Annotated in this window: 21 protein-coding genes; 6 read left to right on the top strand and 15 right to left on the bottom strand. The window is 62.7% G+C overall.

The window, feature by feature from the left end; genetic code table 11:
- Positions 1-527: 527 nt before the first annotated feature.
- From ureC to AC2LD7_RS14970, 6 genes are all read right to left on the bottom strand, one after another.
- Positions 528-2,228 (bottom strand): urease subunit alpha, encoded by a 1,701-nt coding sequence (gene ureC, locus AC2LD7_RS14995; protein ID WP_484598529.1) that lies wholly within the window; start codon positions 2,226-2,228, stop codon positions 528-530.
- A gap of 124 nt (positions 2,229-2,352) precedes the next feature.
- On the bottom strand, positions 2,353-2,658 hold the full coding sequence (locus AC2LD7_RS14990; protein ID WP_484598528.1) for an urease subunit beta: 306 nt from the start codon (positions 2,656-2,658) through the stop codon (positions 2,353-2,355).
- Entirely contained in the window at positions 2,655-3,164 is a 510-nt protein-coding gene (locus AC2LD7_RS14985) for an N-acetyltransferase family protein (protein WP_484598527.1), read from the bottom strand. The genes AC2LD7_RS14990 and AC2LD7_RS14985 overlap by 4 nt, the downstream gene beginning before the upstream one ends.
- A gap of 65 nt (positions 3,165-3,229) precedes the next feature.
- The gene (gene ureA, locus AC2LD7_RS14980) at positions 3,230-3,532 is read right to left on the bottom strand and encodes an urease subunit gamma (RefSeq protein ID WP_038656573.1); all 303 of its coding nucleotides are present in this window, start codon (positions 3,530-3,532) and stop codon (positions 3,230-3,232) included.
- A gap of 138 nt (positions 3,533-3,670) precedes the next feature.
- Positions 3,671-4,504, bottom strand: coding sequence for an urease accessory protein UreD (locus tag AC2LD7_RS14975; RefSeq protein ID WP_484598526.1), 834 nt, complete (start codon positions 4,502-4,504; stop codon positions 3,671-3,673).
- A gap of 326 nt (positions 4,505-4,830) precedes the next feature.
- Entirely contained in the window at positions 4,831-7,074 is a 2,244-nt protein-coding gene (locus tag AC2LD7_RS14970) for a DUF6351 family protein (protein WP_484598525.1), read from the bottom strand.
- 428 nt (positions 7,075-7,502) lie between these two features.
- Between AC2LD7_RS14970 and AC2LD7_RS14965 the strand changes: the two genes are divergently transcribed.
- The 5 genes from AC2LD7_RS14965 to AC2LD7_RS14945 are packed head-to-tail and all read left to right on the top strand — an operon-like array spanning position 7,503 to position 12,021.
- Positions 7,503-8,366, top strand: coding sequence for a branched-chain amino acid ABC transporter permease (locus AC2LD7_RS14965; protein WP_484598524.1), 864 nt, complete (start codon positions 7,503-7,505; stop codon positions 8,364-8,366).
- Positions 8,366-9,394, top strand: a complete 1,029-nt coding sequence (locus tag AC2LD7_RS14960) for a branched-chain amino acid ABC transporter permease (protein ID WP_484598523.1) — start codon at positions 8,366-8,368, stop codon at positions 9,392-9,394. Before AC2LD7_RS14965 ends, AC2LD7_RS14960 begins: the two co-directional genes overlap by 1 nt.
- The gene (locus AC2LD7_RS14955; RefSeq protein ID WP_484598522.1) at positions 9,387-10,154 is read left to right on the top strand and encodes an ABC transporter ATP-binding protein; all 768 of its coding nucleotides are present in this window, start codon (positions 9,387-9,389) and stop codon (positions 10,152-10,154) included. The genes AC2LD7_RS14960 and AC2LD7_RS14955 overlap by 8 nt, the downstream gene beginning before the upstream one ends.
- Positions 10,141-10,848, top strand: a complete 708-nt coding sequence (locus AC2LD7_RS14950; protein ID WP_484598521.1) for an ABC transporter ATP-binding protein — start codon at positions 10,141-10,143, stop codon at positions 10,846-10,848. Before AC2LD7_RS14955 ends, AC2LD7_RS14950 begins: the two co-directional genes overlap by 14 nt.
- A gap of 24 nt (positions 10,849-10,872) precedes the next feature.
- Positions 10,873-12,021 carry an ABC transporter substrate-binding protein gene (locus AC2LD7_RS14945; protein ID WP_484598520.1) on the top strand — a complete coding sequence of 383 codons (1,149 nt, stop codon included), beginning with the start codon at positions 10,873-10,875 and terminating at the stop codon, positions 12,019-12,021.
- Positions 12,022-12,322: 301 nt separating this feature from the next.
- Here AC2LD7_RS14945 and urtE read toward each other — a convergent pair whose 3' ends face one another.
- The 5 genes from urtE to urtA form a co-directional block, all read right to left on the bottom strand.
- Positions 12,323-13,021, bottom strand: a complete 699-nt coding sequence (gene urtE, locus AC2LD7_RS14940; protein WP_484598519.1) for an urea ABC transporter ATP-binding subunit UrtE — start codon at positions 13,019-13,021, stop codon at positions 12,323-12,325.
- A 132-nt stretch (positions 13,022-13,153) separates the two neighbouring features.
- Positions 13,154-13,999, bottom strand: coding sequence for an urea ABC transporter ATP-binding protein UrtD (urtD, locus tag AC2LD7_RS14935; RefSeq protein WP_484598518.1), 846 nt, complete (start codon positions 13,997-13,999; stop codon positions 13,154-13,156).
- Positions 13,996-15,075 (bottom strand): urea ABC transporter permease subunit UrtC, encoded by a 1,080-nt coding sequence (urtC, locus tag AC2LD7_RS14930; protein ID WP_484598517.1) that lies wholly within the window; start codon positions 15,073-15,075, stop codon positions 13,996-13,998. Before urtC ends, urtD begins: the two co-directional genes overlap by 4 nt.
- Positions 15,076-15,229: 154 nt before the next feature.
- On the bottom strand, positions 15,230-16,801 hold the full coding sequence (gene urtB, locus AC2LD7_RS14925; protein ID WP_484598516.1) for an urea ABC transporter permease subunit UrtB: 1,572 nt from the start codon (positions 16,799-16,801) through the stop codon (positions 15,230-15,232).
- A 332-nt stretch (positions 16,802-17,133) separates the two neighbouring features.
- Positions 17,134-18,402, bottom strand: a complete 1,269-nt coding sequence (gene urtA, locus AC2LD7_RS14920) for an urea ABC transporter substrate-binding protein (RefSeq protein ID WP_484598515.1) — start codon at positions 18,400-18,402, stop codon at positions 17,134-17,136.
- A 336-nt stretch (positions 18,403-18,738) separates the two neighbouring features.
- On the opposite strand from urtA, the gene AC2LD7_RS14915 reads away from it, so the two are divergent.
- Positions 18,739-19,368, top strand: a complete 630-nt coding sequence (locus AC2LD7_RS14915; protein ID WP_484598514.1) for a pseudouridine synthase — start codon at positions 18,739-18,741, stop codon at positions 19,366-19,368.
- 22 nt (positions 19,369-19,390) lie between these two features.
- Here AC2LD7_RS14915 and AC2LD7_RS14910 read toward each other — a convergent pair whose 3' ends face one another.
- The 4 genes from AC2LD7_RS14910 to AC2LD7_RS14895 form a co-directional block, all read right to left on the bottom strand.
- Positions 19,391-19,609: a DUF2788 domain-containing protein gene (locus AC2LD7_RS14910; protein WP_484598513.1), complete on the bottom strand. Its 219-nt coding sequence runs from the start codon at positions 19,607-19,609 to the stop codon at positions 19,391-19,393.
- Between the two features lie 155 nt (positions 19,610-19,764).
- Positions 19,765-20,244 (bottom strand): Lrp/AsnC family transcriptional regulator, encoded by a 480-nt coding sequence (locus AC2LD7_RS14905; protein WP_484598512.1) that lies wholly within the window; start codon positions 20,242-20,244, stop codon positions 19,765-19,767.
- Positions 20,245-20,746: 502 nt separating this feature from the next.
- On the bottom strand, positions 20,747-21,667 hold the full coding sequence (locus AC2LD7_RS14900) for a cation diffusion facilitator family transporter (protein WP_484598511.1): 921 nt from the start codon (positions 21,665-21,667) through the stop codon (positions 20,747-20,749).
- Positions 21,667-22,083: a polyribonucleotide nucleotidyltransferase gene (locus tag AC2LD7_RS14895; RefSeq protein ID WP_484598510.1), complete on the bottom strand. Its 417-nt coding sequence runs from the start codon at positions 22,081-22,083 to the stop codon at positions 21,667-21,669. Before AC2LD7_RS14895 ends, AC2LD7_RS14900 begins: the two co-directional genes overlap by 1 nt.
- Positions 22,084-22,307: the final 224 nt, after the last annotated feature.

The following is a 22,307-nucleotide window of genomic DNA, read 5'->3' as shown; positions in this document are numbered from 1 at the left end:
TGTATGCAGTTCTTGTTCCGCGTACGGCACAGCCCGTGGAGTGGATGACGATCACAGGCTCAGATCATCTTCCCTTGATTGGAAGGTTAGACGGCTCGGCACATTTCGCCCGAGTTTGTATACAAGGAGCCGTGCAGGCATGCCGTGATCAGCTTCGGATCGGCATTTTGAAATGCGCTGCGGAGTAGCGCGAGCGTTGGCGACGCCCCAAAGAGATGCCTGGCTCGGTCTATGGTGAGCCAAGTCATACTTCGTTTTTGCAGGCAGGCGCTGGAATCGCTTTGTAAGGCGAACTTTTCCACCACGGTGTAGCGCTTCGGGCTTGTTTGTGGTGGGTTGAAACCCACCCTACGGTCGGTGCGAGGCCGTGGTCGTCGGGGCGCGGCGGGCTGGGAGACAGCGATAGGGCGGGTTGGGTGGCACTCCGCGTCGGCCCACCGCCGCGGGGTAACGTTCGTATTTGGTGGGTTAAAACCCACCTTACGAAGTGCTGCGGTGTTCGCTGCGCTGCTGAGCGGCGATCGCTATTAGAACAAGAAATACCGCTGCGCCATCGGCAGCACCTCGGCCGGTTCGCACCAGAGCAGTTGGCCGTCCGCCTTCACCTGATAGTTCTGCGGGTCGACGTCAATCTGCGGTGTGTAGTCGTTATGGATCAGGTCTTTCTTCTGCACCGTGCGGCAACCTCTGACTACGCCAATCTTCTTCTTCAGCCCCAACTGCTCCGGCACGCCGGCCTCGGCTGCGGCCTGGCTGATAAAGGTGAAGCTTGAAGCGTGCAGGCTGCCGCCGTAGCTGCCGAACATCGGTCGGTAGTGCACCGGTTGTGGTGTCGGGATCGACGCATTGGCATCGCCCATCAGGCTCGCGGCGATCACGCCGCCCTTGAGGATCAGGGTCGGTTTTACGCCAAAGAACGCCGGTCGCCAAAGGATCAAATCAGCCCACTTGCCCACTTCGATGGAGCCGACTTCATGGCTGATACCGTGGGTGATCGCCGGGTTGATGGTGTACTTGGCGATGTAGCGCTTGACGCGGAAGTTATCGTTGCCGGGGCCATCGCCGGGCAGGGCACCGCGCTGCTTCTTCATTTTGTCGGCGGTTTGCCAGGTGCGGGTGATGACCTCGCCGACACGGCCCATGGCCTGGCTGTCGGAGCTGATCATGGAGAAGGCGCCGAGGTCATGGAGGATGTCTTCGGCGGCGATGGTCTCACGGCGGATGCGGCTTTCGGCGAAGGCCACGTCCTCGGCGATGCTCGGGTCGAGATGGTGGCAGACCATCAGCATGTCCAAGTGCTCATCGATGGTGTTGCGGGTAAACGGCCGGGTCGGGTTGGTCGAGCTGGGCAGCACGTTGGGCAAGCTGCAGGCCTTGATGATGTCCGGCGCGTGGCCGCCGCCAGCGCCTTCGGTGTGGTAGGTGTGGATGGTGCGGCCCTTGAAGGCGCCCAGCGTGGTTTCGACGAAGCCGGATTCGTTAAGCGTGTCGGTATGGATTGCTACCTGAACGTCGTACTGGTCGGCCACCGATAGGCAGTTGTCGATGGCGGCTGGCGTCGTGCCCCAATCTTCATGCAGCTTGAGGCCGATGGCGCCGGCCTTGACCTGTTCGATCAGCGGCTCGGGCAGCGAGACGTTGCCCTTGCCGGTGAAGCCGATGTTCATCGGGAAGGCCTCGGCGGCCTGAAGCATCCGCGCCATGTGCCAGGGGCCGGGCGTCACGGTCGTGGCGTAGGTGCCGGTGGCCGGCCCGGTGCCACCGCCGATCATGGTGGTGGTGCCGCTCATCAAGGCCTCTTCGATCTGCTGCGGGCAGATGAAGTGGATGTGGCTGTCGATGCCGCCCGCGGTGAGGATCATGCCTTCGCCAGCGATGACTTCGGTGGCGCCACCAATAGCGATGGTTACGTCCGGCTGGATGTCCGGGTTGCCGGCCTTGCCGATGGCGGCGATACGGCCGTCCTTGAGGCCGACGTCCGCCTTGACGATGCCCCAGTGATCGATGATCAACGCATTGGTGATTACCGTGTCGACCACATCAGCCGCGCACAGCTGGCTCTGGCCCATGCCGTCGCGAATCACCTTGCCTCCGCCGAACTTCACCTCGTCGCCGTAGGTGGTGAAGTCTTTCTCGACCTCGACCCAAAGCTCGGTATCGGCCAGGCGCACCTTGTCGCCAACGGTGGGGCCGAACATGTCGGCGTAAGCTTGACGGGAGATCTTCATCCTCATTCCTCGGAATTTGGCCCCAGGCGGCAGGCTGCAAGCCCCAGGCAAAAGCATTGTTCAATGTGGCTTAAGGCTTTGGCGTTTGGCCTGCGGCCTGCCGCCTGTAGCTTGTAGCCGCTCGCTAGAGCGCGCCCATTACCCGCCCGGCAAAACCGAACACGCGGCGATCGCCGGCCAGCTCGACCAGCTCGACCTCACGACTCTGGCCCGGCTCGAAGCGCACCGCGGTGCCAGCCGGGATGTTCAGGCGCATGCCGCGCGCGGCGGCGCGGTCGAAGGTCAGCGCGTCGTTGGTTTCGAAGAAGTGAAAATGCGAGCCGACCTGAATCGGCCGGTCACCGCTGTTGGCCACATTCAAGGTCAGCGTGCGGCGGCCGGCATTGAGCTCGATCTCGCCAGCCTGGATCTGGTATTCGCCGGGAATCATGGTTTGGGCGTCCTGTTCAGGGTCAGTTGCATCATGGTCAGGTCCAGCCAGTGGCCGAACTTGCAGCCAACCTGGCGCATCTGCCCGACGTGGATGAAGCCAAGCTGCTGATGCATGTGGATCGACGCACGGTTCTCGCTTTCGATGAAGGCGATCATCACGTGCTTTTTCAGTTCCCGAGCGCGCTCGATCAGCGCCTGCATCAGGCTGCGGCCGATACCGCTGCCGCGATGGCCAGCGCCCACATACACCGAGTTTTCTACGGTATGGCGAAAGCCATCATGGGGTCGCCAAGGACCGAACGAGGCGTAGCCGGCGACTTGCCCATCGCCGTCGAGGGCGACCAGCACCGGGTAGTTCTGTTCGTGGCGCTCGGCCAACCAGGCGCGGCGGTTTTCGAGATCGACAAGCTGGTCGTTCCAGATCGCAGTGCTGTTCTGCACCGCGTCGTTGTAGATTTGCAGGATGCCTTCGAGATCGGCGTCCAGGGCGTCACGTATCTGCACGTTGAAATCCTTCAAAGCGGTTCGGGGTATTGCGGCACGGGCCGCAACAACCATTGACCTGTATCTCAGGCGATTGGTTGATGCACCGTGACCAGCTTGGTGCCGTCGGGGAAGGTTGCTTCAACCTGGATCTCCGGGATCATCTCCGGCACGCCTTCCATGACCTGCTCGCGGCTGAGCAGCGTAGTGCCGAAATGCATCAGCTCGGCCACCGTTTGCCCGTCACGCGCACCTTCGAGCAATGCAGCAGAAATGTAGGCCATGGCTTCCGGGTAGTTGAGCTTCACGCCGCGGGCTAGGCGCCGCTCGGCGACCAGGCCGGCAGTGAAGATCAACAGCTTGTCTTTTTCTCTCGGTGACAAATCCATAACGGCTCCAGTCGTAGGGTGGATGTCGCTTTTCACATCCACCGGCTCGTGGCGGCAACCACGCAGCGATTTCGGGGCGGCGCACATGCAAGCGAGCCGGCGTAGGGTGGGCAACGGCGAAGCCTTGCCCGCCATTGTTCAGGTACTCCAGATTCTCGGAGGCACAGCTTCGCGGCCCAGCAATTCAGGACGCAGCAGACGCCACAGATCGATCAGCCAGGCGCGTGCATGCAGGGCTTCGCTGGCCAGGCAGCGTCCGATGACAAGGCCGGGCAGTTGCGTCAGATCCCCGCGCACCTTGCTCGGAATATCGCGGCAACGTTCCATCAGCTCGGCATCGATCTCGCCGGTCACGATCAGCGTGGCGAACACAGGGTTGCCGTCGAGGCCGATCGGCGAATCGAGCAGCCCATCGCCACCATTCACACGCTGGCGTTCGTGCCAGAGCAACTCACCGTCTCGGCGAATATCCAGCCGCGCCTGGAAATGGCCGGCGTCGAAGCGCTCGCCACTGGCCGGTCGACCCAGCGCAACCATGTCCCAGTAGAACAGCCGTGCATCGCCTTCCAGCTCGATACGCGTGTTCAGTTCAGCCTGCGCGGCGGCGTAGACGATGCTTTCCTGCGGCAGCCATTCGAGGGTGGCACCGGCTTCGACGCGCAATGCCAGGGTCTGGAAGGCCGGGCTGGTTGCGCGATACCACTTGGCCGCACCGGGACTGGTCAGTTGAGCCCAGGCGTTGGCGCCGACGTTGGCGCTGATATCCAGCCGGTCGCCGCCAGCAATACCGCCGGGTGGGTGCACGATGATGTGCTGGCAAACTTCTGGGCCTTCCGCATAGAGGTGTTTCTGTACCCGTAGCGGGCCGCTGTGGCGTCGGAGCACGGGCCGCGTCGCATCGCCCAGGCGGGCATAGCCGAGCTCGAGCTCGGCCTGCCAGTGTGGGGTGAAGACGGGAGTCAGTGCGGTCATCTGGTTGCGCGGGTCTGTGGTTGATAGACCTGCTTGAGCAATTGTCGTGCCTCTTGCGCTATTGCGGTGCGCTGCGGGCATTCCTCGGCTTCCTGCCGGGTCCAGGCGAGCCAACAGACGTTCCCGGTGTGTTTGATCGCTGCACCGTTGCGGTGCGGTTGCGCGGGATAAGCGAGCAAATGGCTTATGTTGGTGCGCCGCCGAATCCCATTTGCGCATGGATGCTGTGCGTGCAAGGCCGGACAACTCGGTAGTCGCGTCGGTGTATTCGGCGGCGTGCTGGGCGACCATGATGGCGGGCCCGAGCGCAGGCCCGCCGAGTCGGCTCAACGGCGGTGGGGCAACCTGTCCCGGTGGTAGCGACCGAGGCCGGTATATTCCAGCCAGGTGCCGAGCAGGCGGGTTTGACCCACGCCAGGAGCGTCCCAGTTGCATACGCCGTTCGGGAAAATGCCGGTCAGCCGCGCGTATTCCTTCCCGCTGAACGCCACCCTGTAGTCCCGGTGGTCGATGGCCTTGAGCTCGCACTTGATAATGTCCGAAGCCAGCGGGCCGCCAGCGACCATGCGCGGCGAGGGGAAGGCCGGGTAGAGATCGTTGCAGGTGGAGGTGCCGGGTCCGCCGAAGCGTTGCGGCTCGGGAATGAAGTCGGGCCTGGACTCACGAGTCCAGCAGCCGTCCTGCAAGTTGGCCGGTTTGTTGCGCACCACCTTTTTAGCCCGAGACCTGTTGCTCCGATCCGCGGCGATGGCGGCCAGCCAGCGATCCATTGCCTCCAGCGCACGGTCCTGTATGTAGGCGACGCGGCCAGGGTAGGCGGCATCGTCCGCAGCGTTGCTGCCACCGCTCCACATCACATGGTTGTCGATGTGTCCGTTGGCCTCGCGCAGCCGTTCCCGCGTGGAGAAATGGTGGAATTTCAAGTGGATGTCGCCGCCGGGCTGCAGGTCAGTGTAGAGCTGGTCGTAATCCAGGATCGGCATCGAAGCCAGCCCGCCGCCACCATTGAGCATGCGCCCGGTCTGGTAGGCCGCGAGCGTGGCGCGCAGATCTGCGGTCATGCGCTGCGGTATGAAGTTGGCGTCGATGTCCATGCCACCGATGTTCTCGTTCAGGTCGAGGAACTGCGCCTTGCTGATCTGCCCGGCATTCAGCGCCTCGAGCCCGTACTGGATGCCGGTGTTATCCAGCGGCCGGCGGGCGAAGCCGGTCTGCCGATCGATACCGTAGCTGTTGACCGCGTGGTCGTAGATGGTCGCCCGAGCACCGCGTGGGTTGTCGGTCGGATGGTAGCGCAGCGAGGGATCGACCGAGGCGTCGAACTCGGCCGAAACTCGATCGGGACGGCCAGGCACCGGGTCCAGACGCGCCGCGCCGTTGTCCAGGTTGGGAATAGTGGCGAACACGCCGAAGCCGGAGGCGGCGCGCAGCTGTTCCTCCGTCCAGGTCACGTCGGCGTTCTGGTAGTAGTGCCAGAGCAGACGCGAATCGGCGAGCGTGTGGGCGGTGCCGAAGGCGACTTCAGGGAAGCTGCATGAGGGGATGATGCCGTCGAGCAGGCCAGGGTAGTTGTCGCCGATCTGATGCTGCTGATACGAGCCGCCCGAACAGCCCCAGCCGATGGTGTAGCGCGGCCGGCCGTAGGTTTCGATGAAGCGCTCCTTGACCATCATCATGGTCTCGGCAGCCAGCAGGTCGTCGCAGTTATTGCCGAACACGTTGAGCGAGGCCGACGCGGTGGCAAAGCCGCGCGATAGCTCGCGGTCGTCCAGCACGCCGCCGGTGCTGTTGCCCTGGCGGTACCAGCCGGAGCGGCAGCCACCGCCGAAGTTGTAGACCAGCCGGCCGTTCCAGGCACCGTCGCGCTGACGGATAGACGGACCTGGCACGCTCGGGTTGTCGAGCACGGCGGTCTGGTAGATGGCGCGGTTGATGGTGCCGGTTTCCAGCCGCACCACGTAGGGCACGGTGACGCCGTCGAGGGTGGTGGTCACGGCGAGGTCGCCGGGTGGCACTGCCGGATTGTACGGACGGAACGCGCCGGAGGTCGTGCGGTACAGATAGTCGACGCGGCGCGGGACCGTGCAGTTTTCATCCAGCGGTGTGCCGAGCGTACCGCCGCCGGAGTAGACCTGAAATTCCGCCGTTTCGCAGACGAAGGGTGCCTGCTTCGGCCCGGCGAAGACGGGGCCGGACAGCGGATGCGATACCAGTACCAATCTGGCCGGGATCGCGCCTCTGGCATGCGCGACGAGCCGGTTGCGTCCATCCCGCATGCCTTCGACGAGGCCGATCAGCGCGCGGCCGTCCGCGCTCGGCCGGAACGCCGCGCTCACGTCGGTATCGTTAAGCGTGACGCGCAGCTTGTTGGCGGCGGCTGGGGTCGGCAAGCCGATGCGGATCAGCACATCGCCGCCACTCAGTTTGTCGGGACGGTTGGACAGGCTTTCCAGGGTCAGGCGAGGAGCGGCCTCTACTTCGCCGGCCAGCATAAGCAGTGAAAGGGAAACCAGCCCACACCGAGCGCCACGGCGCATGCGCCGGGTATGCCCGTTTCTTGTTGTTTTCATCGGAGTCTTCCTCTGTCTTGCCAAGGGATGCTGCGGGCGTCCTTGCACCGAAACAGCCGAATGCACGCGAGGTCTGGCTTGGCTGTCTGCCTGCGCTTCAGCGTAGAAGCTGAAGTAAGCGGCGTCGGACGGGACGACAGCCGGCTGGGTTGGGCGGTCGGTCCGGCGTGGGACGTGGGGAGACAGACCGACCTGTCACGCTTGTGGCCGGACGCCAGTATCACTCTCTTTTATGGGGTTGTATCTGTTCTCGACTGCTCGTTTGACGGGTCCGCCGGTCGATGCCAATGTCAATCCGGCGAATGGTCCGTGCGGCTTTGAGCGGTTGCAGGTGCCGGCCGGATAATCGGTTGTGCTCGTTGCTCCGGGCCGGTCGGCAATCGCTCGGTGGTGGCACCCATAAAAACAAGATCCACGGAGACGCCGCATTGAATCTACTGTTTCAGCAAGTGCTCAACGGCCTGACCCTGGGCAGCATCTACGGTCTGGTCGCCCTCGGCCTGACGCTCGTTTACGGCATCCTGCACATCCCCAACTTCGCCCACGGCGCGCTGTACATGGTCGGAGCGTTCGCGTCCTACTTCTTCATGACCGACATCGGCTTGCATTACTGGATCGCCATGCTGGCCTCCGGGGTGGTGGTGGCCGTGTTGGCGGTGCTGTCCGAGCGGCTGGTGTTTCACCCGTTGCGCAACGCGCCGCCGATTCACGACAAGATCGCCGCCATCGGCATCCTGCTGTTTCTCGAAGCGGTGGTGCAAATACTCTGGGGCTCGGATTTCCGACGCATGGCCTCGCCCTACGGCGGCATCCTCAACTTCGACGGGTTGATCATTCCCGAGCAGCGCCTGCTGATCATCGTCGGCGCCTTTACGCTGATGCTGGCGCTGCACCTGTTCCTGCGAAAGACGATGATCGGCTCAACGATCATCGCCATGGCGCAAAGCCGCGAGGGCGCGTTCCTCGTCGGCATCGACGCCAACCGCGTGGCGATGCTGACCTTCGCCATCTCCGGCATGCTCGCTGCCTTCGCCGCGACGCTCTATGCGCCGATCAACCTGGTGTACCCGGCGATGGGCCATCTGGTGATCATGAAAGCCTTCGTGATCATTGTGCTCGGCGGCATGGGCAGCATTCCCGGCGCGATTCTCGGCGCGATGATTCTGGGTTTCGCCGAGAGCCTCGGTGGCTTCTACCTGTCCTCGGATTACAAGGACATCATAGCCTTCACGCTGCTGGTGGTGATTCTTTCCTTCCGCCCGACCGGGCTGTTCGCCAAGGGGGCTCACTGATGCATCGCTTCGCATCCCTGCTGACTGGGCGCGGCAGCAAGCTGTTCCTGCTGGCCTGCGCACTGGCTTTTCCGTTGTTCGCCAATAGCGAGTACCAGGTCTACGTGATGGCCAGCGCCTTCATCTGGGCGATTGCGGTCTACGGCCTGAACATCATCACTGGCTATTGCGGTCAGCTGAACCTGGCCCACGGCGGCTTCTTCGCCATTGGTGCCTATGCGTTGGCGATCCTTACCGCCGATCACGGCTGGAACTTCTGGCCGGCATTCGTCGCCGCTGCGCTGGTTTCAGCTGTCGTCGGCGCGCTGGTCGGCATTGTCTCGCTGCGTTTGAAGGAGCACTTCTTCGCCATCTTCACGCTCTGCGTGGGCTTCATCATTTATTTGCTGATCGACAAGTGGGAGGAGCTGACCCACGGCGCCATCGGCGTTCGCGGCATCGCTGCGCCGGACGGCTTCGGGCTGGTGGATTTCAGTCAGACGGTGCCTTTCTATTACTTGGCGTTGGTGTTCCTGGTGCTGGCGATCTGGTTCGCCGGGCGGCTGGCATCCTCGCTGCTGGGGCGGACCTTCATGGCCATCCGCAACGGCGATGCCCTGGCGCAATCGCTGGGCATCGACCTGATGCGCAACAAGCTGCTGGCCTTCGTCCTGTCGACCACCTATGCCGGCATCGCCGGAGCGCTCTATGCCTCGATGATTCGCTTCATCGGCCCTGAGGAAGCCAACCCCAACCACACGTTCGACATGATCACCTACCTGCTGGTCGGCGGCTTCGGCGCCCTGTTCGGTCCGCTGGTCGGAACCGTGGGGGTGGTCTGGATCACCCAGTCGCTGCAGTTCCTCGAGGACTACCGGATGATCATCTTCGGCCCGCTGATCGTGGTGCTGGTGATCTTTATGCCGCGCGGGGTGGTCGGCACTTTCCTGAGCTGGAAGCTGCGCAAGGACACCGAGGCGGCGCGGGCCAAGGAGCCGCGAGCGCCCGCCAAGGTCACGTCAGGCAAAGAGGTGAACACCAATGCTTAAGGTCGAAAACCTGACCAAGATGTTCGGCGGGCTGGCAGCGGTACACGACGTCAGCGTCGAGTTCGAAGCGCGCAAGATCAACGCCATCATCGGCCCTAATGGCGCTGGCAAAAGCACCTTCTTCAACCTGATCTCCGGCATGCACAAGCCCACCTCGGGGCGCATCCTGATCGATGGTCACGACGTTTCGCGCATGCGCTGCGACCGCGTGGCCCGGCTCGGCGTCGGCCGAACCTTTCAGACCACTCACCTGTTCGAACAGGCCACCGTGCTCGACAACCTCATCGTCGGTCATCGGCTGCGCACTCGTTCCGGCCTATGGGATGTGCTGATCAATTCCAGCCGCTTGCAGCGCGAGGAACGTGAGTGCCGCGAAAAGGCGCGGGGTGCTTTGGATTTCGTTGGTTTATCGCACCTGGAAAATCGCGTAGTGCTGGATATCTCCCAGGAAGAGCGCAAGCGCGTGGCCTTTGCCCTGGCGCTGGCCACCGAGCCTAAGCTGGTGCTGCTCGATGAACCCGCCGCGGGCGTCAACCCGGAAGAGACCGAAGGCCTCGCCCAACTGATCCGCAAGATGGCCGAGCACGGCCTGACCGTGTGCCTGATCGAACACAAGATGGACATGATCATGGGCCTGGCGGACAAGATCATGGTGCTCAACTACGGCGAGAAGATTGCCGAAGGAACGCCCGCCGAGATCAAGGCGAACCCGGCTGTAATCGAGGCCTACCTGGGGAGTGATTACGATGCTGCAGCTTGAGCGGGTCGATGTCTGCTACGGCAGTTTCAAGGCATTGAGCGATGTCTCGATGAGCGTCGCGGCGGGAGAATTAGTGGTGCTGCTCGGCGCCAACGGTGCGGGCAAGACGACGCTGTTCAACACCATCAGCGGGCTGCTCAAGCCGACCGCAGGCAACATCACGCTGGAGAGCCGGCGCATCGACGGGCTCAAGCCTTCGGCCTTGGTCGCCGCGGGCGTGGTGCACTGCCCTGAGGGGCGGAAGCTGTTCCCGCAGATGTCGGTCTCGCAGAACCTCGCGCTCGGCGCTTACCTGCATCGACGTGACGGCGAGGGCAACAAGCGCAACCTTAAGGAAGTGCTCGACCTGTTTCCCATTCTTCACGACAAGCGGCACCAGCCGGCAGGATCGCTGAGCGGTGGCCAGCAGCAGATGGTGGCGATCGGTCGGGCAATGATGAGCCGGCCGCGCCTGCTGATGCTCGACGAACCCTCGCTCGGGCTGGCGCCATTGGTGGTCAATCAGATGTTCGAGGTGATCACCCGCATCAATCAGTCGGGCACCAGCGTGCTGCTGGCCGAACAGAACGCGTTCGCGGCATTGAAAATCGCCCACCGCGCCTACGTCATCGAGGGCGGCCATCTTGTGATGGAAGGCGACCAGCAGGCCATGCTGGGTAACGAAGCCGTGCGCAAGGCATACATCGGCGCCTGATCAGTCGTAACCAAGGAGAGAACAATGAAAATGCTCAAAGCGCTCGGAATGGCGATTGCCACCCTGTCTGCGGCCCAGGCCAGCGGTGTATATGCCGAGCAGACGCTCAATATCGGCTTTACCGGCCCGCTCAGCGGCGGCGCTGCGCTCTATGGGGAAAACACCCTGTCGGGTTTGCGCATGGCGGTTGACGATACCAACGAGGCGGGCGGTATCAAGATTGGCGGCGAAACCTACAAGATCAATCTCATCAGCCTGGACGACAAGTATTCGCCGAGCCAGGCGGCCACCAACGCCAAGCGTCTGGTCAAGGAGTCAAACGCGGCGGCGGTGTTCGTCCCGCATACCGGGGGTGTTTTCGCGCTGCAGGATTTCAACGTTGCCGACGATTTCCTGATCATGGCCTACACCAGCGTGCCCTCGGTGACCCAGCAGGGTAATCCCTTGACCGTGCGCATCCCGCCCGAATTCACCGGCTACGTCGACGCCTTCTCCGACTATGCGCTCAAGCACTACGGCAAGAAGCTCGGCATCGCTGGGGCGACCCACGAATACGCCAAGATCTGGACGGACATGATGACCGAGGCCTGGGAGCAGAAGGGCGGCGAGATCGTCGCCAACAATCCCATGGACTACAACAAGTCGACCGACTTCTATACCGGCGTTAGCCGGGTGATCGCCGCCAACCCGGACGTGATGTTCGTCGGCGGCGCCTCGGAGCCGACCGGTCTGGTGATGCAGCAGGCGCGCCAGTTGGGCTTTCAGGGCGGGTTCATCGTCATGGATCAGGCCAAGCTGGACGAGATCGCCGTGGTAACCGGCGGCCTGGAGCTGCTGGAAGGCTCCATTGGCGTGGTGCCGCTGTCGGAATACGACAGCGAGGTCGCGAAGGTCTTCGTGGAACGTTACAAGGAAGAACATGGCAAGGTGCCGGGCTCGGAGGCCGCTTACAACTACCTGGCCTTCCACGCGCTGGCCAAAGCCATGGAACTGGCCGGCAGCACCGAACCGCAGCAGGTCAGGGCAAAGATGGCCGAGGCAATCGCGGCCATGGATCCGAACTTCAACCTCTACTCCATCAAGGGCATTACCGACGAGGGCGGTTTCATCACACCGACCACCATGGCCGCCGTGGAGAACGGCAAAATCGTCAGTAAAGAGATCGGAAACTAAGCTTTCCTGCCGCAGGGATGGCGCGGTCTGAAAGACGACAATAGCGCTGGAAAGCGGGAAGCCGGACGAAAAAAAGCGACCGTTGCTCTTTCGTTCGGCCTTTTAGCCTTTTAGCCGTAATCGGCTTTTCGCTTCTCTGATCGTTTCGCTCCGGTAGGGATGCGTCCATGACGCAGAGCTTGGGAACCCTCAGGCTAAAGCGGGCTGTGGTGTTGTGGTTGGCGTTGCGACCACGACACAAGTGGAGGCAGCAGAACTAAGGCGTCTGGCCTTTCGCCTCCCGCGGCTCCTCCGCCTTCGCTCATATCGCCACCAGCCCTCGCACCCCTTCGGCTTCCATGGTGTCTCCGCGGCCTTGCTGGATGATTTCGCCACGGCTCATCACCAGGTACTGGTCGGCCAGTTCAGCGGCGAAGTCGTAGAACTGCTCGACCAGCAGGATCGCCATGTCGCCGCGCGCGGCGAGTTTCTTGATCACCATCCCGATTTCCTTGATGACGGAGGGCTGGATGCCTTCGGTGGGCTCATCGAGGATCAGCAAGCGCGGCTTGCTCGCCAGGGCGCGGCCGATGGCCAGCTGTTGCTGCTGGCCGCCGGAAAGATCGCCGCCGCGGCGATGCTTCATTTCCTTGAGCACCGGGAACAGTTCATAGATGAACTCCGGTACTTCCTTGGCTTCCTTGGCGCTGAAGCGGGAAAGCCCCATCAGTAGATTTTCCTCAACGGTTAGCCGACCGAAAATCTCGCGCCCCTGCGGCACGTAGGCGATGCCGGACTGCACGCGCTGGTGCGGCTTGAAACCGGTGATCGGCTTGCCTTCCCAATTCACCGCGCCTTCTTTTGCCGGGATCAATCCCATCAGGCATTTGAGCAGGGTGGTCTTGCCGACGCCGTTGCGCCCGAGCAGGCAGGTGACTTCGCCGATGTTCACGTCAAACGACAGGCCGCGAAGGATGTGGCTGCCGCCGTAGTATTGATGGAGTTTTTCGACTTGGAGCATGTTTTGAATCCTATTTTTGGGGCTGCAGGCCTCAGGCTGCAAGCTGCAGGCAAAGCTCTGTTGCCTGTTGCCTGTTGCCTGTTGCCTGTTGCCTGTTGCCTGAAGCCTGAAGCCTGAAGCCGGGCCGCCGCGTCAGCGCCCCAAATAAACCTCAATCACCCGCTCATCCGCCTGCACCTGTTGCAGCGACCCTTCGGCCAGTACCTGGCCCTGGTGCAGCACGGTGACGTGGTCGGCGATGGTGTCGACGAAGCCCATGTCGTGCTCGACCACCATCAGCGAGTGCTGGCGCGCCAGGCTTTTGAACAGCTCGGCGGTGAACTCGGTTTCGGCGTCGGTCATGCCGGCCACCGGCTCGTCGAGCAGCAGCAGTTGTGGGTCCTGCATCAACAGCATGCCGATTTCCAGAAACTGCTTCTGGCCGTGCGACAGCAGGCCGGCCGGGCGGTAACGCGAGTTGTTCAGGCGAATGGTCGCGAGCACCTCGTCGATGCGGTCCTTTTGCTCGCCGTTGAGCTTGGCCTTCAGGCTGGTCCACACGGACTTGTCGGTTTTCTGCGCCAGCTCCAGATTCTCAAACACGCTGAGTGCCTCGAACACCGTGGGCTTCTGGAACTTGCGACCGATGCCGGACTGGGCAATTTCCACTTCGCTCATGCGCGTCAGATCGAGCGTCTCGCCGAAGTAAGCGGTGCCGCTGTCCGGGCGCGTCTTGCCGGTGATCACGTCCATCATCGTTGTCTTGCCAGCGCCGTTGGGGCCGATGATGCAGCGCAGCTCGCCCACGCCGATATAGAGGCTGAGGTTGGTCAGCGCCTTGAAGCCGTCGAAGCTGACGTTGATGTCTTCCAGGCTGAGGATGGTCCCGTGGCGGACATCCAGCCCGTCGCCCTTCGCGCGGCCGAGACCGATGGCGTCGCGGCCGCTGCCTTGAGAATCTACCGGTGAGATGAGTTCGGGTACGGCTACCGTTTTCATTGTTCGCCCCTCCTACGAAGTAACCCAATCACGCCCTTGGGTAGATACAGCGTGACGACGATGAACAGCGCGCCGAGTGCGAACAGCCAGTACTCCGGGAAGGCCACGGTGAACCAGCTCTTCATGCCGTTGACGATGCCGGCCCCGAGCAGCGGCCCGATCAGCGTGCCGCGCCCGCCCAAGGCGACCCATACGGCGGCCTCGATGGATTGCGTCGGCGCCATCTCGCTGGGATTGATGATGCCAACCTGCGGCACGTAGAGCGCACCGGCCAAGCCGCAGAGCACCGCCGACAGCGTCCAGATGAACAGCTTGTAGCCGCGTGGATCGTAGCCGCAGAACATCAGGCGGTTTTCCGCATCACGCAGCGCGGTGAGTACGCGGCCGAACTTGCTGCGCGCCAGGCGCCAGCCGAGCAACAGGCTGCCCGCGAGCAGCACTACGGTGGCGAAGAACAGCGTGGCGCGAGTCGCCGGGGCCGAGATCGAAAAGCCGAGAATCGTCTTGAAGTCGGTAAAGCCGTTGTTGCCGCCGAAACCGGTTTCATTGCGGAAGAACAAGAGCATCCCGGCGAAGGTCAGCGCCTGGGTCATGATCGAGAAGTACACACCCTTGATCCGCGAGCGGAAGGCGAAAAAACCGAAGACGAAGGCCAACAGGCCGGGCGCCAGCACCACCAGGCACATCGACCATAGAAAGCTGGAGGTGCCGTACCAGTACCAGGGCAGATCGGTCCAGGCGAGGAAACTCATAAATGCGGGCAGCCCGTCGCCGGCGCTTTCACGCATCAGGTACATACCCATGGCGTAGCCACCGAGGGCGAAGAACAGGCCGTGGCCGAGCGACAGCAATCCCGCGTAGCCCCAGACGAGGTCCAGTGCCAATGCGACGATGGCGTAGCAGAGAATCTTGCCCACCAGCGTCAGGGTGTAGGCGGTGACGTGGAAGGCGTTGTCCGCCGGCAGCAGGTGCAGCAGCGGCATGGCCAGAAGGATGGCGAGCGCCACGCCGAGGACGGCGGCGGTGAGTTTCGGACCGGCTTTTTGCGCAGCCGTAAGCGTGAGTGGCTGGTTCATACGAGGCCGTCCTGCCGAGGGTTGATGGCGTATCCGCCGATTCCTGCGGTTGCTGCCTTTTGTAGGAGCCAGCTTGCTGGCGATCCTGCGCGGTTGTTGGCTGGGGCGTTGATCGCGAGCAAGCTCGCTCCTACACGGAGGGGGAGGTAAGACTTCAATCGATCACCCTCCCTTTCAACGCGAACAGGCCCTGCGGGCGCTTCTGGATGAACAGAATGATCAGCGTGAGGATGAGGATCTTGCCCAGCACGGCGCCGATCTGCGGCTCGAGGATCTTGTTGGCGATGCCGAGGCCAAAGGCGGCGAAGATGCTACCGGCCAGCTGGCCGACGCCACCGAGCACCACGACGAGGAAGGAGTCGATGATATAGCCCTGACCCAAATCCGGGCCGACGTTACCGATCTGCGACAGCGCCACGCCGCCTAGTCCGGCAATGCCGGAGCCGAGCCCGAAGGCCATCATGTCGATGCGCCCGGTGGGCACGCCGCAGCAGGCGGCCATGTTGCGGTTCTGGGTCACGGCGCGCACGTTCAAGCCCAGGCGGGTCTTGTTCAGCAACAGCCAGGTCAAAAGCACCACGAACAACGCGAAGCCGATGATCACCATGCGGTTGTATGGCAACACAAGGTTGGGCAGCACCTGCAGCCCGCCGGACAGCCAGCCGGGGTTGGCGACTTCGACGTTCTGTGCGCCGAACAGCACGCGCACCAGCTGGATCAGGATCAGGCTGATGCCCCAGGTCGCCAGCAGCGTTTCCAGCGGGCGGCCGTAAAGATGACGGATCACCGTGCGCTCAAGAGCCATGCCGATCGCGGCGGTGACGAAGAAGGCTACCGGCAACGCCACCAGCGGATAGAAAGCCAGTGCCTCCGGCGCGAGCCGTGCCATCAGCACCTGCACCATGTAGGTGGAATAGGCGCCAAGCATGAGCATCTCGCCGTGGGCCATGTTGATCACACCCAAAAGGCCGAAGGTGATGGCCAGTCCCAGCGCGGCGAGCAAGAGGATCGAGCCCAGCGACAGTCCGCTGAAGGCCTGGCCGAGCAGTTCGCCGATCAGCAGCTTGCGTTTGACTTGCGTCAGGCTGGTTTCCGCGGCCTTGCGCACCGTGACGTCAGTTTCGGCTTCATCGGCGAGCAGGTTTTCCAGGCGGACCCGCGCTAGTGGCGCGCCGGTTTCGCCCAGCAGACGCACGGCAGCCAGGCGCACCGCTGGGTCTTCAGCGCTCAACTGCAGGTTGGCGAGCGTCAGGGTCAGGGCTTCGCGCACGGCCGGGTCGTCTTCTGCTTCGAGGCGTTGCTGGAGCAGCCCGAGCTGTTCCGGTTTGCCGCTGCGCTGCAGGCGCTTGGCCGCCGTGAGGCGTTGCGACGGGTCGTCGGAGAACAGTTGATGGCTGGCCAGTGCAGTATTGAGCAGGCCGCGCAGACGGTTGTTCAGGCGCAGCTTTTTCGGCGTGCCGACCGGTTCGGCGTCGCCTTCGAGGGCACGATAGCTGTCGTTTTCCTCGATGAAGGGCGTCTTGTTCTTGTCGATGGCCACGCGGCTGGCGCGTAGCGCTTCGATCAGAGGCAACCGCTCCGGAACCGGCGCGATGGCCCATTCCTCCAGCAGCTTGGCCTGTTTGGCCGGACTCGCCTTGGCGTAGTCGGCTGCGTCTCCGGCGTGGGCTGCCCAGGGCAGGGCGAGCAGGAGCAGCAGCAATAATCGGTGCAGGGCAGTGTTCATTTAGGTATTCCCTAGGGACCCCGGTGCTCTCTTGGGGGAGCTTTTGGTGGTCGGCAGGTGGATGAAAAAAAGCGTCGACTCCGCGTCCCGATCCACCCTACGAAAGCCGAGCGAATGTAGGGTGGATGGCGCTTCATCCATCCACCGTTACACCATCGTAGGGTGGGCCGGGCGGCGTTCCGCTTCAGCTCACCGATGACATTACTGGTTGGGCTGAAGCCCACCTACGGGTTGTGCGCTGGTGGGCCGAAGCGGCCCCCTACGCATTGGCATGGCCGTCACGAATAAGGATGGCGCGTTCGCTCAGCCTCCAGCCTTCAGCGCTTTTTTCGTCAATTGCTCTTAACGGCGTAATCCGGCTTCTTGTCGTTGCCCGGAATGTAAGGACTCCACGGCTGTGCGCGGAGCGGGCTTTCGGTTTCCCAGACCACCGAGAACTGACCGTCATCCTGCACTTCGCCGATCATCACTGGCTTGTGCAGGTGATGGTTCTTTTCGTCCATGGTCAGGGTGTAGCCACTCGGCGCTTCGAAGGTCTGGCCGGCCAGCGCGTCGCGCACCTTGCCGACGTCGGTGGTGCCGGCCTTCTCGACCGCCTGCGCCCACATGTGGATGCCCACGTAGGTGGCTTCCATCGGGTCGTTGGTTACGGCCTTGTCAGCGCCCGGCAGGCCCTTGTCCTTGGCGTAGGTCTTCCACTTGCTGACGAACGCTTCGTTGACCGGGTTTTCCACCGACTGGAAGTAGTTCCAGGCGGCCAGGTGACCGACCAGCGGCTTGGTGTCGATGCCGCGCAGTTCTTCTTCACCTACGGAGAAAGCCACGACCGGAACGTCGGTGGCTTCCAGGCCCTGGTTGGCCAGTTCCTTGTAGAACGGCACGTTGGAGTCACCGTTGATGGTCGAGACCACGGCGGTCTTGCCACCCGCGGAGAACTTCTTGATGTTGGCGACGATGGTTTGGTAATCGCTGTGACCGAAGGGCGTGTAGACCTCTTCAATCGAAGATTCCGGCACGCCCTTGCTGATCAGGAACGCGCGCAGGATCTTGTTGGTGGTGCGCGGGTAGACGTAGTCGGTGCCCAGCAGGAAGAAACGCTCGGCGCTACCGCCGTCTTCGCTCATCAGGTATTCGACGGCCGGGATGGCCTGTTGGTTTGGCGCCGCACCGGTGTAGAAGACGTTGGGCGACAGCTCTTCACCTTCGTACTGAACGGGGTAGAACAGCAGGCCGTCGAGTTCTTCATAGACTGGCAGCACGGATTTGCGCGAGACCGACGTCCAGCAACCGAAGGTCACCGCGACCTTGTCCTGGGTCAGCAGCTGGCGCCCTTTTTCGGCGAACAGCGGCCAGTTGGACGCAGGGTCGACCACCACCGGCTCGAGCTGCTTGCCGAGCACGCCGCCCTTGGCGTTGATCTCGTCGATGGTCATCAGCGCCATGTCTTTCAGCGAGGTTTCCGAGATGGCCATGGTGCCGGAGAGCGAATGCAGGATACCGACCTTGATGGTCTCGGCAGCCTGCAGGGTGAACGGGAACAGACCGCTGAGCATCAGGGCGCTGGCGGCGAGGGTGGACTTGATCAGAGGACGGCGTTTCATGGTGGGCGGCTCCTTGGCTGTCCGTGCGCAACTGTGGGGTTGGTCCTTGGGACTGAATGCGCTATCGCAGCATCCGTGCCAATTCACTTGTAAGCCTTCTGTTCCGGTGCTTTGCGGCCAATCTGGAAATGCGCCTTAACGGGGCATGGGCGGGGCGTTGTCCGATAACGGTGCGCTTGGCGAGGACATGGCGCATGCCATGCGCCTTTGTGGTGCCGATCGGCCGCAGGGGTGATCCGGTCGGGTTGATGCGTATCTATTCGCTCAAACACGCTGGCCCTTGCTGGTCCGCCATGCCCGTCCTAGCATGGCCGGCCAGTTACCAAAGGCTCCGCCATGCCTCGCACCTCTCGCCCCCATCCACCGCGCGCCGCCGCGGCTCGACCGCAGCCCCGTCGGGTCGCCAAGGCGCCGCCTGCCGAGCCACGCCTGCTGTTATTGAACAAGCCCTTCGACGTGCTCACCCAGTTCAACGATGCCGATGGCCGCGCCACCCTCAAGGACTACGTGCAGGTGCCGGGCGTCTATCCCGCCGGGCGCCTGGACCGGGACAGCGAAGGCCTGTTGCTGCTGACCAATGACGGACAATTGCAGGCGCGCATCGCCGACCCCAAGCACAAGCTGGCGAAAACCTACTGGGTGCAGGTGGAAGGCGAGGTGAGCGCGGAGCACTTGCAGCGTCTGCGCGAGGGCGTCGAGCTCAATGACGGAATGACGCTGCCTGCCGAAGCACGGTTGCTGGACGAACCGGCGCTATGGCTGCGCAACCCACCGGTACGCTTTCGCAAGAGCGTGCCGACCAGTTGGCTGGAGCTGGTGATCCGTGAAGGGCGTAACCGTCAGGTCCGCCGGATGACTGCCGCAGTTGGGCTACCGACCCTGAGGTTAGTGCGAGTGCGAATTGGGCCTTGGGCGTTGGATGGGCTGCAGCCCGGGGAGTGGCGGGAAGCGCCGGCGCGCTTGTAGGCGCCAGCCCCCGAGGCGATGGTCAGTGCGGAATGCCCTGAGAGACTTCGATGATGTAGCCAATGATGGGTTTGGCGAGGAAGGCGAACAGGCACAAACCCAATCCCAAAAAGAGAATGGCCGTGCCGAGCCGGCCGGCCTTCGATTTCTTGGCGAGGTCCCAGATGATGAACGCCATGAAGACCATCAGGCCACCGACGAGGACGATCATCATCCATTTTTCAAAAACAGCAGGGTCCATCGAGCGCTCCGCTTGGCTAAGTCTGATTACAGACGACGACAGCTATGACAACGGGCGGGCAGTGAGCGAGGCTCTTCAAATCGGGCGCGCGGGGCATAGCAAGGCGGCGGCGATTATACGCCAAGTTCCAGCGATGCCCGCCGCGGCAACGGGTCTCAGCTACGCAGGTGCTCCAGCGGCAGTTCGGTACTCGACGACACCTGACGCAGGACGAAGCTTGAACGCACGCTGGACACTCCTTCGATGCGAGTCAGGGTGCCGAGCAGAAAAGCCTGGTAATGCTCCATATCCGGCACGACGACCTTGAGTTGGTAATCCGCGTCCATGCCGGTGACCAAGCTGCACTCCAGCACTTCGGCGCACTTGCCGATCACCCCTTCGAAATGTTCGAAGCGGTCCGGCGTGTGCCGGTCCATGCCGATCAGCACGTAAGCGGTAAGCGTCAGGCCGAGTTTCTTGCGATCCAGCAGGGCGACCTGACGGGCGATGTAACCGTCGTCCTCGAGTTGCTTGACCCGGCGCGAGCAGGGCGAAGGTGACAGCCCGATGCGCTCGGCCAGGTCTTGATTGGAGATACGCGCGTCGCGTTGTAATTCAGCAAGAATGCGCAGGTCGTAGCGGTCAAGTTTGCTCATTTTGAATGGCTCGCGTTGTTTGGTTGCGCAGAACTATGCTCTGTTACGGTTTGATTGCGCAACATGCCCGTATTTGAGCAATCTTCGCAACCATCTGCTGCTGGGCGGGGCGTAAGCTTTATTCAACTTCAGCCTCCGGCAGAACTGACGCGGTACTTACCCCGCCGCGCCAACCGCCGACCTTATCGAGGTCATCGGTCCGGGCCAGCACCGCCCACAAAGCGCTGCCGAAGAGTCCGCCACAAGCGGCCAGGGAATTCAGAGCAGTATTGAAAAAAGACCACGTCTCGCCACGTGGTCTTTTTTTATGGCTGATCAATTGGCTCGGCAACGGCGTAATGCTGTTCGCTTGAGTAGATTCGCCCCGAGTCGGGCCTCCCACAAAGACGGCAAGTGCACATCGGGCCCGTGGGAGGCGCGCCCTCGCGGCGAATGCGAGCTGCGGGTCGGCCCGAAAGTCACGGAAGCGCTCCGAGCCGTCATTGTTCTAAGGGAGAGAGGTTTACAGCGAGTGGCGTGGCTTCAGTACTTCCAACGGGTCGGCATGTACCAACACCTCGGCACGCGGGTAGCGCTTGTGAATTGCTGCTTCGACTTCATCACACAAGGCATGAGCCTTGATCAATGGCAGCTCGCCAGGCAGCTCCAGATGCAGCTGCACGAACCAGCGTGTGCCGGAGACGCGGGTACGCAGGTCATGGCAGCCGACCACGCCTGGTACGTCACAGGCCAGCTGGTGCATGTGCTCGCTGACTTCCGGCGGCAGCTCGGTATCCATCAGGACCGCGCCGGCTTCGCGAACGATGCTCAGCGCACTCCAGAAGATGTACACCGCGATAACGATGCCGAAGATGGCGTCCAGGCGATCCCAGCCGTAGCCGGCGAGCACCAGCGCTACGAGGATGCTGCTGTTGAGCAGCAGGTCGGACCGATAATGCAGCGAATCCGCGCGGATTGCCGTCGAGCCGGTTTCGCGCACTACACGGCGCTGATACATCAACAGCGCCACGGTCAGGGCCAGCGACAACAGCATCACCGCGATGCCCAGAATTGGCGCACCCAGCGGCTGGGGATGCAGCATGCGGTCGACGCCCTGGACGCAGACGAGGATCGCACTGACCGAGATGAAAGCGCCCTGGCCGAGGCCGGCCAGAGCTTCGGCCTTGCCGTGACCGTAGCGATGATCATCATCGGCAGGGCGTAGCGAGTAGTGCACCGCCAACAGATTGAGCAGCGAGGCGGCGCCATCCAGTAGCGAGTCGGTGAGGCCGGCCAGCAGGCTGACCGAACCGCTCAGCCACCAGGCCAAGGCCTTGCTGGCCGCGAGCGTCAGCGCGACGGCCAGCGCGAGCCGCGTAGCACGGCGCATCAGCCGCGCATGTTCGGCGCTGACGCCCTTGCCTCGCTCGCTCGGCCTCTGCATCAGGCGGCCGGGCGCAGTCCGAACGCGGCGAGCTGCTCGATGTTGCCGCTGTGCTGGATCAGACGTGGATCATTCAGCGGCAGGCTGCGGCCGGTTTCCTGTTCGATGATCGCCTTGAGTTTGGCCTGGTCGATCACGCCGTCGGCACCGATGGCTTCCTGAAGCTTTTCCGGGGCCATGGAGTATTCATCGTCGGGCAGATAGATGGCGCCGGTGGCAAAGTCGATGCCGAAGGCGATCAGACCGGGAATTACGTAGAACAGCAGGCCGACGGCATTGGCGACCGCGATGGCCGGGTCGATCCTGCCGTCGATCTGGCCGCGGCGATCAGGGTAGAACAGCGTGCCGCAGGCAGCCAGTTGAGTGAACAGGGAAACGGCCAGCACGCCGCCGATGACACGGGAACGAGTACGCATAACGACCTCCAGGGAAAATGGCGCAACTATACAAGGGCTGCGTTGCTAATTGCCTGATATCAGACAGGTCGGATGCCCTGCTGTTCGGGCATATGACCGCTTGAGGCTGTAAGGCTCGAGGCTGGACGAAAAAGCAGCTCCATGTTGCTTGCCGTTCAGTTCGTAGGGTGAAGGTGCTTCATCCATCCACCATGTGGGGCTCCGGTGGATGAAAAAAGCGTCAT

The sequence above is a fragment of the Stutzerimonas sp. genome (assembly GCF_982611455.1).
Note: the sequence above shows the minus strand (reverse complement) of the source record. Positions and strands in the feature narration are given on the sequence as shown.

Excerpts from the sequence above, each read along its gene's own strand:
- urtC (WP_484598517.1), bottom strand. The coding sequence starts at position 15,075 with ATGAACCAGCCACTCACGCTTACGGCTGCGCAAAAAGCCGGTCCGAAA.
- AC2LD7_RS14955 (WP_484598522.1), top strand. The coding sequence starts at position 9,387 with ATGCTTAAGGTCGAAAACCTGACCAAGATGTTCGGCGGGCTGGCAGCG.
- urtE (WP_484598519.1), bottom strand. The coding sequence starts at position 13,021 with ATGCTCCAAGTCGAAAAACTCCATCAATACTACGGCGGCAGCCACATC.
- AC2LD7_RS14900 (WP_484598511.1), bottom strand. The coding sequence starts at position 21,667 with ATGCAGAGGCCGAGCGAGCGAGGCAAGGGCGTCAGCGCCGAACATGCG.
- AC2LD7_RS14975 (WP_484598526.1), bottom strand. The coding sequence starts at position 4,504 with ATGACCGCACTGACTCCCGTCTTCACCCCACACTGGCAGGCCGAGCTC.
- AC2LD7_RS14970 (WP_484598525.1), bottom strand. The coding sequence starts at position 7,074 with ATGAAAACAACAAGAAACGGGCATACCCGGCGCATGCGCCGTGGCGCT.
- AC2LD7_RS14910 (WP_484598513.1), bottom strand. The coding sequence starts at position 19,609 with ATGGACCCTGCTGTTTTTGAAAAATGGATGATGATCGTCCTCGTCGGT.
- ureA (WP_038656573.1), bottom strand. The coding sequence starts at position 3,532 with ATGGATTTGTCACCGAGAGAAAAAGACAAGCTGTTGATCTTCACTGCC.
- AC2LD7_RS14945 (WP_484598520.1), top strand. The coding sequence starts at position 10,873 with ATGAAAATGCTCAAAGCGCTCGGAATGGCGATTGCCACCCTGTCTGCG.
- AC2LD7_RS14905 (WP_484598512.1), bottom strand. The coding sequence starts at position 20,244 with ATGAGCAAACTTGACCGCTACGACCTGCGCATTCTTGCTGAATTACAA.
- ureC (WP_484598529.1), bottom strand. The coding sequence starts at position 2,228 with ATGAAGATCTCCCGTCAAGCTTACGCCGACATGTTCGGCCCCACCGTT.
- AC2LD7_RS14895 (WP_484598510.1), bottom strand. The coding sequence starts at position 22,083 with ATGCGTACTCGTTCCCGTGTCATCGGCGGCGTGCTGGCCGTTTCCCTG.
- AC2LD7_RS14960 (WP_484598523.1), top strand. The coding sequence starts at position 8,366 with ATGCATCGCTTCGCATCCCTGCTGACTGGGCGCGGCAGCAAGCTGTTC.
- urtA (WP_484598515.1), bottom strand. The coding sequence starts at position 18,402 with ATGAAACGCCGTCCTCTGATCAAGTCCACCCTCGCCGCCAGCGCCCTG.
- AC2LD7_RS14990 (WP_484598528.1), bottom strand. The coding sequence starts at position 2,658 with ATGATTCCCGGCGAATACCAGATCCAGGCTGGCGAGATCGAGCTCAAT.
- urtD (WP_484598518.1), bottom strand. The coding sequence starts at position 13,999 with ATGAAAACGGTAGCCGTACCCGAACTCATCTCACCGGTAGATTCTCAA.
- AC2LD7_RS14950 (WP_484598521.1), top strand. The coding sequence starts at position 10,141 with ATGCTGCAGCTTGAGCGGGTCGATGTCTGCTACGGCAGTTTCAAGGCA.
- urtB (WP_484598516.1), bottom strand. The coding sequence starts at position 16,801 with ATGAACACTGCCCTGCACCGATTATTGCTGCTGCTCCTGCTCGCCCTG.
- AC2LD7_RS14915 (WP_484598514.1), top strand. The coding sequence starts at position 18,739 with ATGCCTCGCACCTCTCGCCCCCATCCACCGCGCGCCGCCGCGGCTCGA.